The organism is Gordonia sp. i37 (genome assembly GCF_002043085.1).
In the GTDB taxonomy this organism is placed as follows: Bacteria; Actinomycetota; Actinomycetes; order Mycobacteriales; family Mycobacteriaceae; genus Gordonia; species Gordonia polyisoprenivorans.
This window is the reverse complement of the sequence record NZ_MVPX01000138.1, coordinates 1-13,950: the sequence shown is the minus strand read 5'-3', so window position 1 is coordinate 13,950 and position 13,950 is coordinate 1. Positions and strand designations below refer to the sequence as shown.

Annotated in this window: 10 protein-coding genes, 1 pseudogene and 2 riboswitches; of the genes and pseudogenes, 8 read left to right on the top strand and 3 right to left on the bottom strand. The window is 67.0% G+C overall.

All coding sequences use genetic code 11. From position 1 onward, the window contains the following. On the top strand, window positions 1–853 hold an 853-nt coding region (locus tag B1964_RS06540; protein ID WP_172398765.1), incomplete at its 5' end, for a molybdopterin cofactor-binding domain-containing protein. A 70-nt stretch (window positions 854–923) separates the two neighbouring features. Then, the gene (locus B1964_RS06535) at window positions 924–2,207 is read left to right on the top strand and encodes an Nramp family divalent metal transporter (RefSeq protein ID WP_079929274.1); all 1,284 of its coding nucleotides are present in this window, start codon (window positions 924–926) and stop codon (window positions 2,205–2,207) included. A gap of 119 nt (window positions 2,208–2,326) precedes the next feature. On the opposite strand, the gene B1964_RS06530 is transcribed toward B1964_RS06535, so the two are convergent. After that, window positions 2,327–3,547 carry an acyl-CoA dehydrogenase family protein gene (locus tag B1964_RS06530; protein ID WP_006367475.1) on the bottom strand — a complete coding sequence of 407 codons (1,221 nt, stop codon included), beginning with the start codon at window positions 3,545–3,547 and terminating at the stop codon, window positions 2,327–2,329. 170 nt (window positions 3,548–3,717) lie between these two features. Next, window positions 3,718–3,850: riboswitch (cobalamin riboswitch) on the top strand. A gap of 31 nt (window positions 3,851–3,881) precedes the next feature. Here B1964_RS06530 and B1964_RS06525 point away from each other — a divergent pair. Genes B1964_RS06525 through B1964_RS06515 form a run of 3 tightly spaced genes read left to right on the top strand, consistent with a single transcriptional unit; the run spans window position 3,882 to window position 5,689 of the window. After that, window positions 3,882–4,106, top strand: coding sequence for a CbtB-domain containing protein (locus B1964_RS06525; protein WP_014359555.1), 225 nt, complete (start codon window positions 3,882–3,884; stop codon window positions 4,104–4,106). 9 nt (window positions 4,107–4,115) lie between these two features. Next, a complete protein-coding gene (locus B1964_RS06520; RefSeq protein ID WP_006367477.1) occupies window positions 4,116–5,027 on the top strand; it encodes a CbtA family protein in 912 nt (303 codons plus the stop codon). After that, on the top strand, window positions 5,024–5,689 hold the full coding sequence (locus tag B1964_RS06515; protein WP_006367478.1) for a (2Fe-2S)-binding protein: 666 nt from the start codon (window positions 5,024–5,026) through the stop codon (window positions 5,687–5,689). The genes B1964_RS06520 and B1964_RS06515 overlap by 4 nt, the downstream gene beginning before the upstream one ends. A 78-nt stretch (window positions 5,690–5,767) precedes the next feature. On the opposite strand, the gene B1964_RS06510 is transcribed toward B1964_RS06515, so the two are convergent. Together B1964_RS06510 and B1964_RS06505 are read right to left on the bottom strand one after the other, a co-directional pair. After that, complete coding sequence (locus tag B1964_RS06510; RefSeq protein WP_079929273.1) at window positions 5,768–6,595, bottom strand: CbtA family protein; 828 nt, start codon at window positions 6,593–6,595, stop codon at window positions 5,768–5,770. Window positions 6,596–6,622: 27 nt separating this feature from the next. After that, entirely contained in the window at window positions 6,623–6,844 is a 222-nt protein-coding gene (locus B1964_RS06505) for a CbtB-domain containing protein (protein WP_014359551.1), read from the bottom strand. Between the two features lie 33 nt (window positions 6,845–6,877). Then, a riboswitch (cobalamin riboswitch) is annotated at window positions 6,878–7,012 on the bottom strand. A gap of 84 nt (window positions 7,013–7,096) precedes the next feature. On the opposite strand from B1964_RS06505, the gene B1964_RS06500 reads away from it, so the two are divergent. The 3 genes and pseudogenes from B1964_RS06500 to B1964_RS06490 all read left to right on the top strand — a co-directional run. After that, entirely contained in the window at window positions 7,097–11,773 is a 4,677-nt protein-coding gene (locus B1964_RS06500) for an ATP-dependent helicase (RefSeq protein ID WP_079929272.1), read from the top strand. Beyond that, window positions 11,760–12,545, top strand: a complete 786-nt coding sequence (locus B1964_RS06495; RefSeq protein WP_079929271.1) for a DNA-formamidopyrimidine glycosylase family protein — start codon at window positions 11,760–11,762, stop codon at window positions 12,543–12,545. Before B1964_RS06500 ends, B1964_RS06495 begins: the two co-directional genes overlap by 14 nt. Window positions 12,546–13,177: 632 nt before the next feature. Next, window positions 13,178–13,950: pseudogene (locus tag B1964_RS06490) on the top strand (DUF222 domain-containing protein); the annotation flags it as partial.

Genomic DNA, 13,950 nt, shown 5'->3' with positions numbered 1-13,950 from the left:
CCCCTACCACATCGGCTCGGGCACAGCCGAATTCGGCAACGGCACCACCACCGTACAAGCCCAGATCGTGGCCAGCGCGATGTCGACCGAGTTGTCCCGGGTGTCGTTGCGCCACGGCGACACCGATGCCGCCGCCTACGACACCGGAGCGTTCGCCTCGGCCGGCACCACGGTGGCCGGCAAGGCCGTCCACGGCGCGGCCCTGCGGTTGCGCGAACTGCTGGTCGAGGCGGCCACGACGCTGTCGGGACGCGATGCCGCCGACGTGCGCCTGTGCCCGGACGGAGCACTCGTCGATGCCACGGTGATCGGTTTCGGCGATCTGATCGCTGCTGTCGACGCCGAGCACCGGCAGGAGTCGGCGACCGGACCGCGCGTCGTGGCGACCGGCATCGAACGGGGCGATCTGCGCTCGATCGCGTTCAACGTCCAGGCTTTTCGGGTCGCGGTGAACACCGAGACCGGTGCGGTGGCGATCCTGCAGTCGGTGCACGCCGCCGACGCGGGCACGGTGATGAATCCCCAGCAATGTCTCGGCCAGGTGGAAGGCGGTGTGGCGCAAGGCATCGGCTCGGCGCTGTACGAGGAGATCATGCTCGACGGCAAGGGCGTACCGCTGACACCGGTTCTGCGGACCTATCGGGTACCGCAGATGGCCGACATCCCGGTCACCGAGGTGATGTTCGCCGAGACCTCCGACCGCCTCGGACCCTACGGCGCGAAGTCGATGAGCGAATCGCCGTTCAACCCGGTGGCGGCAGCTCTGGCCAATGCCATTCGGCGCGCCATCGGCACCCGTCCGTACGAGACCCCCATGTCCCGTGACCGGATCTGGCGACTCGGCCGGACATGAGTTTTCGGCTACCCGAACTTTTTGTTTCGCACGACTTGATCACTGGCCGCCGGTGTGCCACATTGAGCTGGTGAGCCAGGTGGACACCCGCGAGAGCGGATCGGAGGCCGGATCGACGCGCGGCCGCATACACGGCCGCCGGATGCGCTCGTTGCGTCACGTGGCGCTGTTCGGCCCGGCCTTCGTCGCAGCCATCGCCTACGTCGATCCCGGCAACGTCGCCGCCAACATCACCGCGGGCGCGCGCTACGGCTTCCTGCTGGTGTGGGTGCTCGTCGTCGCCAATCTCATCGCGATGCTCATCCAGTATCAGTCGGCCAAACTCGGCATCGTCACCGGCCGCAGCCTGCCCGGTCTCCTCGGAGAGCGGCTGAGTCGCCGCAAACGCCAAGCATTCTGGGTTCAGGCCGAGGTGGTGGCGATCGCCACCGACCTCGCCGAGGTCCTCGGCGGCGCGATAGCCCTGCAGTTGCTGTTCGACCTGCCCCTCGTCCTGGGTGGGGTGATCGTGGGCATCATCTCGACGCTGATGTTGTTGCTGCAGAACCCTCGCCGCCAACGCGTCTTCGAGACGGTGATCGTGGGCATGCTGGCCATCATCGTGGTCGGCTTCCTCGCGGGGCTCGTGGTGAACCCGCCGACCGCCGGCGATGTGCTCGGCGGGATGATCCCCCGTCTCGAGGGACCCGAGACGGTGTTACTCGCGGCATCGATGCTGGGTGCGACGGTCATGCCGCACGCCATCTATGTCCATTCGGCGCTGGTCATCGATCGCCACGGGGTCACCGAAAGTCTGCCCCGGCGACGCAAACTCGTCCGCGTGACCCGGTGGGATGTGGTGATCGCCCTGACCGTCGCCGGCGCCGTCAACATCGCCTTGCTGCTCCTGGCCGCGGAGAACCTGCTGGGCAAGCAGGGCACCGACACCATCGAGGGCGCCTACCATGCCGTGGCCGACTCGATGGGGCCGGCGATGGCGACCATCTTCGCGATCGGTCTGCTCGCGAGCGGCCTGGCCGCCACCTCGGTGGGATCGTCGGCGGGTGCGGCGATCATGGCCGGGCTTCTGCACAAGCGGGTGCCGCTGCTGGTTCGCCGACTGGTCACGCTGATCCCCGCCCTGGTCGTTCTCGCTGTCGGGGTCGATCCCACATGGGCACTGGTGCTCTCACAGGTGGTGCTGAGCTTCGGCATCCCGTTCGCGATCATCCCGCTGGGCCGGCTGACGTCCGACCGCTCGATCATGGGCGAGTTCGCCGACGGCTGGCCGCTGCGCATCCTGGTAACCGTTGCGTCGGCAATGATCGTGCTACTCAACATCGCGTTGATCGTGCTGGTGTTCACCGGCGCGTGAGGTGACCGAGAACGACTCGCAGTACCACACGGATCGTCTCGGTCCACCGATCGCCGGGGCGATTCGCGGCCGACGGCGTCGAACCCCCGGAGGTATCCCGGTGGCCCGTCCACCGCCCTTCAGGCCAGGAGCCCCTTGGCGACGTGGGTCACCTGGATCTCGTTGCTGCCGGCATAGATCATCAGCGACTTGGCATCGCGCGCAAGTTGTTCGACGCGGTACTCGGCCATGTAACCGTTGCCGCCGAAGAGCTGCACGGCCTCCATCGCGACATCGGTGGCCGCCTTCGACGAGTAGAGCTTCATCGCCGACGCCTCGGCCAGACTCAGCGGCTTACCGGCCTTGGCCCGCTCGATCGCACTGAAGAGCATGTTCTGCACGTTGATCCGCGCCACCTCCATCTCGGCGAGTTTGAGCTGGATCAGCTGGAAGCGCCCGATCTCCTGGCCCCACAGCTTGCGGTTCTTCGCGTAATCGACACTCAGGCGCAGACATTCGTTGATGATGCCCATCGACAGCGCCGCGATCCCGATACGCTCGGCGGTGAAACCGGATTTCGCCCCCTCGGCGCCGCGCGCGTCGGACCCGGTGTCCTCGGTCTCGCCGAGCAGCCGGTCCCGACCGAGGCGGACGTTGTCGAAGAACAGCTCGCCGGTGGGCGAACTCATCATGCCCATCTTCTTGAACGCCTTGCCCTGGGTGAGTCCGGGCATCCCCTTGTCCAGAACGAACGAGAGCACCTTGCGATCGCGCATGGGGGTATCCGAGCCGTCGTCGAGTTTGGCGAAGACCACGATGGTGTCGGCGTACGGGCCGTTGGTGATGAACGTCTTCTGTCCGTTCAACAGATACTCGTCACCATCGCGGCGCACGGTGGTCTTCATGCCGCCAAGGGCGTCGGAGCCGGAGTCGGGTTCGGTGATCGCCCAGGCCCCGACCTTTTCCATGGTGACCAGCTCGGGCAGCCACCGCTTCTTCTGCGCGAGGGTGCCCTTACCCCGGATCGCCGACGCCGTCAGGCCCATGCTGACGCCCATCGAGCCGACCAGACCGAGACAGACCCCGGCCAGTTCGATGTTGACGATCATGAACATCGACCCGGCCATGCCGGCTCCGCCGCCGCCCGCAGGCTTCTCGCCGGCCGCCTCGGCCTCGAGTTCCTTCTCCAGCGCGTCCTTGGCCATGGCGTCGACACCGAAGGTGGACAACAGTTTTCGGGTGATGTCGTAGGGCGGGAGCTGGCCGGTCTCGAGCTCGTCGATGTGCGGCCGGATCTCCTTGTCGATGAACGCCCGCAAGGCGTCGCGCACCATCAGATCTTCATCGGACCACTCGAACATCGACACCTCGCAGAATCATCGGACAGCGCCCGTCGGCTGCCATGAGAACTTGTTTCAGTCCAACTGTGTCAGTCGTCACGATCAGCGTCAAGACACAGAAAGGCACAATTGTGTCTTCATGGGCCAGACAGTCGGGTAAGGACAATCGGCTCAATACGGACACGCGCTTGACCTGCGCTTTCGCAACTGGTCTGCTTATGACAGACGGCGTATGGAACCCGGTGCGATTCCGGGACGGTTGCGCCACTGTGAACTCGCGCCCGCGGGTCAGTCAGACACGTCGCCGTCGAGCCATAGCCCGACAACCGGGGCGCGTCACCCCGAGGAGGTCCCGATGAGTACCCATGTCGCCACGCCGCAGCCCGGTGTCGCCGTCTCCCCCGAAGCCCTGTCGCGCACGCGCGTAGCGCTGATCTTGGGGATCACCGTCCTGTTGGCCCTGCTCGCCTACTACTTCATCGGTGTCGACGAAGGCATGACCTCGGTATTCGGGCACACCATGGTCGTGCACGAGTGGGTTCATGACGCTCGCCACTTCCTCGGCTTCCCCTGCCACTGAGCCGGATTCATGACCGAACTCCGCGTCATCGGGCGCGGAGCCCTCGCCGGACTGATCGCCGGCATCCTGGGCTTCGTCTTTGCTCGTGTCTTCGCCGAACCCGTCATCAACAAGGCCATCGACTACGAATCAGGCCGCGACGACGTCCTCAACGCACTCAACCAGGCAGCCGGTCGGGCGACCGAACCCGATGGTCCGGAGATCTTCAGCCGGACGATCCAGTCGACCGTCGGCATCGCCACCGGCATCATCGGCTTCTCGGTCGCGATGGGCGCTCTGGTGGCCGTCGCCTACCTGATCCTCATGGGCCGGACCGCACTGCGCGCGCAGTATCTGTCCTGGCTCATCGCAGGCTTCGGCTTTCTCGGTATCTACCTGCTGCCGTTCGTGAAGTACCCGGCCAATCCACCGGCGATCGGGCACACCTTCACGATCGAAACCCGCGGTCAGCTCTACCTCGCAATGGTCGCGATCTCACTCGTCCTACTCGGTCTCGCGGTCTACGTCGTACATCGTCTGCATTCCCGGATCGGTACGCAACGCGCGATCCTCGTGGCCGGAGTCGGCTTCCTCATACTGTTCGGCATCGTTCTGGCCGTGCTGCCGTCTCTCGGTGACCTGTCGGCAAACGTCGACCACACCAGCGAGTTCGGCTTCGCACGCGCCGCCACCGAGACACCGCAACCCATCACCAACATCCTCGATCGCCCACTCACGATCGACGGAAGGGTCTATGCGCCAGGGCAGATCGTCTATCCGGGCTTCGACGCCGACGTCCTCTGGAAGTTCCGGTGGTATTCGATCCTGAACCAGGCTCTGGTGTGGTTGGTCATCGGAATGGTCTTCGGTGCCCTGATGAACCGGATGCATCCGTCGACCCCACAGACCATCGGCGAGCAGGCTACGCTCGTCCGGCAGTGACCTCCTCCCTCGACGACCTCGGCCCCTTTTTCGGAGTCGCCACGCACGCCCGCGGGCAGCGGGGTGATGCACCGTGGCTCACGATGGCCGACCTACTCGAGGACGCGCGCATGCTGGAGTCGCGCGTGGACCGTGTGCGTGCCGCACTCGGGGTGGGCGGCACGTCACGTGTCGAGCAGAGGGTGGCTGCGTCGGTCACCCACCTCGGGCTCGTCGCTCGTCTCATCGCTCCGATGATCGCTGTGGAGGCGCTCGACGAACCGCCGATATCGTTCACGGCCGCGGACCTCTGGTGGCAGGACGAATTGGGTGGGCCCTATCCGCTCTCGGTCACCACCGCGGCGACCGACGCCCGGCCCAACCTGGCCGACGGGATCATCGGCGCACTCACCGACGCCGTCGGCGACGCATTCGGGGTGAGTGGGCGAACGCTGTGGGGCAACGTCGCCTCGGCGACCAACAGCGCCGCCAGACTCATCGCGACGGCGCGCCCCGAACACGGCGATCTCGCCGTCGCCGCGGCCGACCGTGTTCTCGCCGAGCCCCATGTCGAGGACGGGCGGTTACGCGCGGGACCGGGATTCCGCCGGCGCAGTTGCTGTTTGATCTATCGGGTCAGCGGCGATCGGGGCGCCGTCTGCGGCGACTGCGTACTCATCTGACCCACCCACCTTCTCGGCAGACCCCACGAACGCACCACGTCCGCCCCACGATCGTGCAGGGCGGACGTGGAGCAGCGATCAGTTACTGTGTGCCGCGGCCGGTGTCGTCGCCCGGCGCGCAGGATCAGAACGGCTGAGCCAGGTCATGATTCCCGCGAAGGTCGTGGTCAGAACGGTCCAAAGGATCACCTGGTTGGCGATCACATACACCCGGAAGTCGCCGATCACCGCGCCCGGGAATCCGGGGAAGACGATCGCGTCGCCGTTCATGACCGGGTCGGGAACCTCATGGAACTCGGGCAGCAGCGCGATCGCAATGGTCACGACCACCAGGTAACCGACGGCGGCGACCACCGAGGCCGCGAGCCCTCCCCAGCGTTGCCGGAGCCACAGCGCCACAACGACCGCCGCGATCACCGCGACCACCGAGATGACCGTGAGGGTGAGGTACGCCGTCGATCGCGCACCGATGGTGTCGTCGTCGCCGACGGCCGGCGGGTTGGCCGGGTATGCGAAGAACGGCACCCCGAAGACCGCGACGAAGCCGAGGAGCCCGATCAGGGCCGCCGCCCAGCGTGGGTCGGCTCCGGCGCGGTGATGCGCCAGGTAGGTCCACAGAACCGTGAACGCGATTGCGAAGAACGCGCCCATCGACACCGCGAAAACGATGGTCCCCACGCCCGCACCGATGTTCTCCTGCACCGAGCGGGTGAACACCTCGGCGCCGTGCTCGTGGCCGCCGTGCCCATGCGCGGTCATCAGAGCCTCTTCGGCCTCGCTGCGTCCGTCCTCGTAGTCGATGGCCTTGGCCACCTGCGGCTCGATGAAGATCCGAGCGAAGACGTAGGCGACGATCCCGGCGACGAGTCCCGACAGCAGACCGGCGCCGATGAATTTCTTTTCCATGTTCGGTTGTCTCCCGTGCTCGTTCGATCAGTGGCAGGGGAAGCCGAGGAAGTGCCGGGAGTCATGCACGAATTCGTGGATGTGGGTGTCGTTGCCGAACACCGACCAGGCACCTTGGTCGTATCCGATGAAGTAGTAGGCCATTGCGGCGAGGATGAAGGTGGCGGTCAGCCACAGGGCTGCCGACGCGACGGAGAGGTCGGGTACCGCGAGGGCCCGTGCCTTGTTCTGGTGGGTGGTTGCAACCATCGGAGGTCCTTTCGTGGGATGACGCGTCCCAGCGCTTGTCGGATCGATGCTCGGCGGAATCCTGACTCGTCGGGCGGGGTGACTCCCCGGCCCGGCTCACAGTGGCGCGACCGTCCCGGACTCACACCGGGTTTCCGTCAGCATCTGGCGAGAACTCTATACCCGACAAATGTGACCGGCGCGACCCATCGGACAAAACGAGCAGAACAACCGTCGCGGCGTTTTGTCGGAGGCAACATGGATGATGGGTGAATGGCTGCGCCGTCGGTTCTCGATCGCTTCACCGCCCCCACGCGGCGGTGGTTCAGCGGCACCTTCGCCGAGCCGACCGCCGCTCAGACCGGGGCGTGGTCCTCGATCGCCGACGGCAACCACACGCTGGTCATCGCCCCCACCGGTTCGGGCAAGACCCTCTCGGCATTCTTGTGGGCCCTCGACCGGCTCGCGGCGCGCCCGGATCGGGCACGCGGCACCCGAGTCGTCTACATCTCACCGCTCAAGGCCCTCGCCGTCGACGTCGAACGCAACCTGCGTGCACCGCTGACCGGCATCACCCGCGCGGCGCAGGAACTCGGCGATCCCGAGCCGGCGATCACCGTCGGCCTGCGATCCGGGGACACGCCCGCCGCGACCCGCCGCAGCCTGGTCCGCACACCCCCGGACATCCTCATCACCACCCCGGAGTCGCTGTACCTGATGCTGACGTCATCGGCGCGGGAGACACTGACCGGCGTCGAGGCCGTGATCATCGACGAGGTCCACGCGGTGGCCGGCACCAAACGCGGCACCCATCTGGCGCTGTCCCTCGAGCGTCTCGACGAGTTGTTGGAAACACCTGCACAGCGCATCGGATTGTCGGCGACCGTCCGCCCACCCGAGGTGGTCGCGGGCTTCCTGGCCGGTGCCGCGCCGTGCACGATCGTGCGTCCACCCGCGAGCAAGACGTTCGATCTTCGCGTCGACGTGCCCGTGGAAGACATGGCCAACATCCCGCCGCCACCGGACGCACCCGGTTCCGAGGATCTCGACGACGCGTTCTCCCCGACCGCGGGATCGCTGTGGCCCTACGTCGAATCGGCGATCGTCGATCTCATCGATGCCAATCGCACGACCATCGTGTTCGCCAACTCCCGTCGCCTCGCCGAGCGACTGACCGCACGGCTCAACGAGATCGCCGAATCCCGCATCGCGCCCCCCGCGGTGACCGCTGCGGCCAACCCGCGGGTCGCCGGGGGCGCTCCGGCGATGGTGATGGGTAGCGGAGCGTCCTCGGCGGCCACGACCCTACTGGCCCGGGCACACCACGGGTCGGTCAGCAAGGAGCAGCGCGCCGAAATCGAGGACGAACTCAAGACCGGCCGGTTGCGATGTGTGGTGGCCACCAGCTCCCTCGAGCTCGGAATCGACATGGGCGCAGTAGATCTCGTCGTCCAGGTCGAAGCGCCGCCGTCGGTGGCCAGTGGTCTGCAACGCATCGGCCGAGCCGGGCATCAGGTCGGCGAGATCAGTCAGGGCGTACTGTTCCCCAAACACCGCACCGACCTCATTCATTGCACCGTCGCGGTATCGCGCATGCGGGAGGGTGAGATCGAGGAGCTGCGGGTACCCACCAACCCCCTCGACGTCCTGGCCCAACAGACGATCGCCGCAGCCTCCATCGACGAGCTCCACGTCGACGAGTGGTTCGAGGTAGTGCGCCGCAGTGCACCGTATCGGGAGCTCGGCCGCGGCGTGTACGAGGCCACCCTCGATCTCATCTCCGGACGATTCCCGTCCGACGAATTCGCCGAACTGCGTCCGCGCGTCACCTGGGACCGAGAACGCAACGTGCTCATCGGACGCCGCGGCGCCCAGCGGCTCGCCGTCACCTCCGGTGGCACAATTCCGGACCGTGGCCTGTTCGGTGTGTTCATGGTCGGCGAGAAACAGACGCGCGTCGGCGAACTCGACGAGGAGATGGTCTACGAATCACGCGTCGGCGACGTCTTCGCGCTCGGAGCCACCAGCTGGCGGATCGAGGACATCACCCACGATCGGGTGCTGGTCACGCCGGCGTTCGGGCAGCCGGGACGCCTGCCGTTCTGGATCGGTGACGCGGTGGGCCGGCCGGCCGAACTCGGGGCCGCCATCGGCCGGTTCACCGGTGAGATCGCCGACCGCGCCGAACTCGATCGCCGCGCCGACGAGCTCGGCCTGACCACCTACGCCCGCGACAACCTCGGTGCGCTCATCGCCGAACAGCGCGACGCCACCACCCATCTGCCCACCGACCGCACGCTGGTCGTCGAGCGGTTCCGCGACGAACTCGGCGACTGGCGGCTGATCCTGCACTCCCCGTATGGGTTACGAGTTCATGCGCCATGGGCGTCGGCCATCTCAGCGCGCCTGAAGACGACGCTCGGTCTCGACGGCGCCGTCACGGCCTCCGACGACGGCATCATCGTGCGACTCCCCGACACCGACGACAACCCGCCGGGCGCTGCGGTCTTCACCATCGACCCCGACGACATCGAGCAACTCGTCACCGATGCGCTCGCCGAGTCGTCGATGTTCGCCTCGCGATTCCGTGAATGCGCCGCCCGCGCATTGCTGTTACCGCGTCGCGATCCCGGTCGGCGTGCCCCCCTGTGGCAACAGCGTCAGCGCAGTGCCCAATTGCTGGCCGTGGCCTCGCAATTCCCGGACTTTCCGATCGTGCTCGAAGCCGTCCGGGAGTGCCTGCAAGATGTCTACGACCTGCCCGCGCTGATCGATCTGCTGCGCAGTGTGGCCACCCGCCGGGTGCGGGTCGTCGAGACCGAGACGGAGTCACCCTCGCCGTTCGCGGCATCGTTGCTCTTCGGCTACGTCGGTGCCTTCATGTACAACGACGACGCGCCGATCGCCGAAAGGCGGGCCGCGGCACTGTCTCTCGACACCGCTCTGCTCGCCCAACTCCTCGGCCGTGTCGATCTGCGCGAACTCCTCGACCCCGCGGTGATCACGGAGGTGACCAACCGCCTCCAACGATTCGAGCCGTCGAGGCAGGCCCGCGATGCCCAGGACGTGGTCGATCTGTTGCGCTGGCTCGGGCCGCTGACCACCGAGGAGGTCGACGCCCGATACCGCGGCGACGATCCCGATGCCGTATCCGCCGGTGCCCAACCGGTCGATGCGGCAACGGTTCTCGCTGCTCTGCATCGCGACGGGACGATCATCTCGGTGAGTCAGCGGGGGCGCGCACTCTGGGCCGCGATCGAGGACACCGCGCGGCTCCGTGATGCGTTGGGCGTACCCGCACCGCTCGGGGTGCCCGCAGCGTTCCTCGAACCGGTCGCCGACCCGGTCGGCGACCTCGTACACCGTTACGCCCGTACCCACGGCCCGTTCACCGTCGACGAGGCAGCCGATTCGCTCGGGCTCGGCGTCGCCGTCATCCGCGACGTGCTGGTACGGATGGCCGGCGAACGCAAGGTGATCGAGGGCGACTTCCTGCCCGAGGCAACCGGTACCCAGTGGTGTCACAGCGACGTGCTCGGGCAGATCCGGCGCGGGTCGCTCGCCGCGAGCCGCGCCGAGATCGAGCCGGTCGACGACGCCACCCTGTCACGCTTTCTCATGGGATGGCAGCACGTCACACCCCGCACGGCCGGCCGTGGCGACCACGACGATCGGCTGACGGGGGTGGACGGGGTGTCGGTGGCGATCGATCAGCTTGCCGGACTACCGCTTCCGGCGTCGGCATGGGAATCCTTGATCCTGCCGTCGCGCGTCGCCGACTACAGCCCCGCCATGCTCGACGAGCTCCTCGGTTCCGGTGAGGTGGTCTGGTCGGGCGCGGGGCGGATCGGCGGTGCGGACGGTTGGATCCGGTTGTGCCCGGCCGATCTCACCGAGGTGCTGCTGCCCGGGCCCGACGAGATCGACACGACCGAGGTGCATCGCCGACTGCTGGAGACATTCACCGGTTCCGGCGGCTTGCGCTTCGCGCAGTTCGTGGGCGACTTCGCCGACCTCGACGCACCGGCCACCGCATCGATGACCGCGATCACCGCGGAAGTGGAATCAGGACTGTGGGACCTGGTCTGGTCGGGTCGTCTGTCGAACGACTCGTTCGCGCCGGTCCGGGCCCTGCTCACGCCACGATCGTCCGGCGGATCCCGCACGGCCCCGGCACACCGATCTCGTGCCCGCGCGCCCCGGCTGCGCTCGTCGCGACTCACGACCCGCCATCTGATCTCGACGACTCCGCCGGTATCGACCCCGCCGACCGTGGCGGGGCGCTGGTTCACCCTGCCCGGTCGCGCCACGGACCCGACCGTGTCCACCCAGGTTCTCTGCGATCAACTGCTCACCCGGTACGGCGTGGTGACCCGCGGCGCGGTGGTCGCCGAAGGTGTGGTCGGCGGATTCGCACGGATCTACAAGGCCCTCAACATCTTCGAGGACAACGGATTCGTCCGCCGCGGGTACTACGTCGACGGACTCGGCGGAGCGCAGTTCGCCGCCCCGGCGACCGTCGACGAGTTGCGCCGACACACCCTCGATCATCGGGACACGTCCACGCACACCGCAGTCGTCCTCGCCGCCACCGATCCGGCGAATCCCTACGGTGCCGCTCTGTCGTGGCCCGACCGCCCCGAGAGCGGTCATCGGCCCGGGCGTAAGCCTGGTGCGCTGGCGGTATTGGTGGACGGCGTTCTCACGATCTACGTCGAGCGCGGCGGGAAGACCGTCCTGACCTTCGAGGACAGCGAGAGTGTATTGCGTTCGGCAGCAACGGCTCTGGCCGGAGTCGTGCACGACGGCCGGGTGTCGCGGCTGGCGATCGATCAGATCGACGGCGCCGAATCGTTGCGGTCCGACCTCGCTGCCATCCTCGTCGACGCCGGCTTCTCGACCACACCACGCGGTCTACGCCTACGGTACGGACACCATGCCCGAAGGTGACACCGTCTTTCGTGCCGCCGCGCGTCTGCGCGGCGCCCTCGCCGGAAAGGTACTCACCCACACCGACTTCCGGGTTCCTCGGCTGGCGACCCGGGATCTGTCCGGTGGCGTGGTCACCGGCGTTCGCTCGCGTGGCAAGCACCTGTTGATCGACGTGTCCCGCGACGACCTGGACGTTCCCGTCAGCATCCACTCGCACCTCAAGATGGAGGGGATCTGGGATGTGCACGCCCGTGGCGCGAAATGGCGTCGGCCCGGCCATGAGGCACGGGTCGTGTTGCGCACCGAGACCACCGAAGCAGTCGGCTTCTCGCTCGGCATCCTCGAACTCCTCACCACGCCGGAGTCCGACCTCGCCTACCTCGGCCCCGATCTGCTCGGCGCGGAGTGGGATGCCGCCGAAGCCGTACGCCGCATCGAAGCACACCCCGACACACCCATCGGCCTCGCACTACTGGACCAACACCTGTTGGCCGGCGTCGGCAACGAGTATCGCTGCGAATTGTGTTTCCTCCGAGGCGTTCTCCCCGAACGTCCGGTCGCCGAGGTCGACGTTCCCGCGATGGTCGATCTCGCCCATCGCGTCCTCTGGGCCAACCGGATGCGCACCGCGCGAACCACCACCGGCGCCACCGGTCCACACGCCCGGGTCTACGTCTACGGCCGACGCGGTCGCCCGTGCCGCCGATGCGGAACCCTCATCCGCCGCGGCTTCCTCGGCCCTCCCGGCGAGGACCGGGTCATCTACTGGTGCCCCTACTGCCAGTCCTGACCGTCGTTCCACCGAGGACTCTCGCCACTCAATGACCCGGCTATCCCCCTGACGTCGGTGCGCCGCTCCCGACGTCGGTGCGCCCTCCCCGATGGTCGCGCAATCCGCCCTACCCGACCGTAGAGACCTCTTCCCCCGGTGGTCGAGCAACCAGCCCTACCCGACCGTAGAGACCTCTTCCCTCGGTGGTCGAGGTGCACGGCGCCCCAGGCGCCGGGCCTCGAGACCCGGTGAGACAACACGCCTCCCAACCACATCCACCGTCCCACGACCCGAACGCCACCCGAACTCGCACACGCCCGCGCTGCACCAGCCGCGTCTGCACATTGGAGCCGCGGACGCAGTGCTCCCGACCGTCTAGGCAGGTTCCCCGATCGACGAGCACCCCACCCGATGGCCGAACAACCCACCGCGCCCGATGGCCGGGCCTCGAGACCCGGCGAGAGAACAAGCTCCACAACCACATCGAACGCATGGCAAACGAAAACCGCACCCCTACCACACCCCACCGACAGAAAATCGGCGCCGAAATACATTGTCCACAAGCAGAATTGATCAAAATACCTCTTGCGTCGAACACACTGGCGATGTAGACTGGAGCCATACGCCGATCAGCCACTGGGGAGGGGTCCATGATCGAATCCACTGAAGCTCTCGACGCTGGAACTGTCGACGCCGAAGCGGTTTTCGCCGACATCGTCAGCCGACTCAGCGGCCTGCAGTGGAACCCGCAGATGACCGGACCGCAGGCCTTCGGCGCGATGAAGCAAGTCCTGTTGTTGCGGAACCTGGTTGATCATCACGCGACCACCCTCACCGGTGAACTGGACCGACTGGGCGTGGCCGACCATAAAGCCACCCGACTCCGAGAACTGTTGATCAGCATGGGCTTCGCACCCGCCGTCGCAGGTCGGTACGTGCGGATCGCCGCCACCACCGATGTGGATCTGTTGTTGGCGCACGCCGCGGACGGGTCCATCTCGTCAGAACACACCGACGCCATCGTCCGCGGACTGGCGCACATCGACACCCGATGCCCCGAACCTTTGGACACCGTCCAACGCTGCGAGTATCTGCGGAAACTGCTGTCGCACTACTTCGCCGGCTTCACCCCCGCCGAGATCAACACCTACGCGCGACAGTTGGGGAACGAGTTGGCGGCCGAGACACCGGGCGGGTTACCGGCCGCGGAGGACAAGACGATCAACTCCTACACCGACCGCATCACCGACGACGGCCGGTTGGAGATCTCGGCGAACCTCGACATCATCGCCGGGGAGAAAACACGTACTTTGATGGAAACCTTGTCGGCGCCGAAACCTCAGCCCGATGGGTCCCCGGATCCGCGGACACCCGAACAGATCTGCGCGGCCGCATTCGAAACGATCGTGGAGTTGGCGGCACA

Bases quoted from the DNA above. Each gene is read 5' to 3' on its own strand.
- B1964_RS06530 (WP_006367475.1), bottom strand. From the start codon at position 3,547: ATGTTCGAGTGGTCCGATGAAGATCTGATGGTGCGCGACGCCTTGCGG.
- B1964_RS06525 (WP_014359555.1), top strand. From the start codon at position 3,882: ATGAGTACCCATGTCGCCACGCCGCAGCCCGGTGTCGCCGTCTCCCCC.
- B1964_RS06520 (WP_006367477.1), top strand. From the start codon at position 4,116: ATGACCGAACTCCGCGTCATCGGGCGCGGAGCCCTCGCCGGACTGATC.
- B1964_RS06510 (WP_079929273.1), bottom strand. From the start codon at position 6,595: ATGGAAAAGAAATTCATCGGCGCCGGTCTGCTGTCGGGACTCGTCGCC.
- B1964_RS06505 (WP_014359551.1), bottom strand. From the start codon at position 6,844: ATGGTTGCAACCACCCACCAGAACAAGGCACGGGCCCTCGCGGTACCC.
- B1964_RS06500 (WP_079929272.1), top strand. From the start codon at position 7,097: ATGGCTGCGCCGTCGGTTCTCGATCGCTTCACCGCCCCCACGCGGCGG.
- B1964_RS06495 (WP_079929271.1), top strand. From the start codon at position 11,760: ATGCCCGAAGGTGACACCGTCTTTCGTGCCGCCGCGCGTCTGCGCGGC.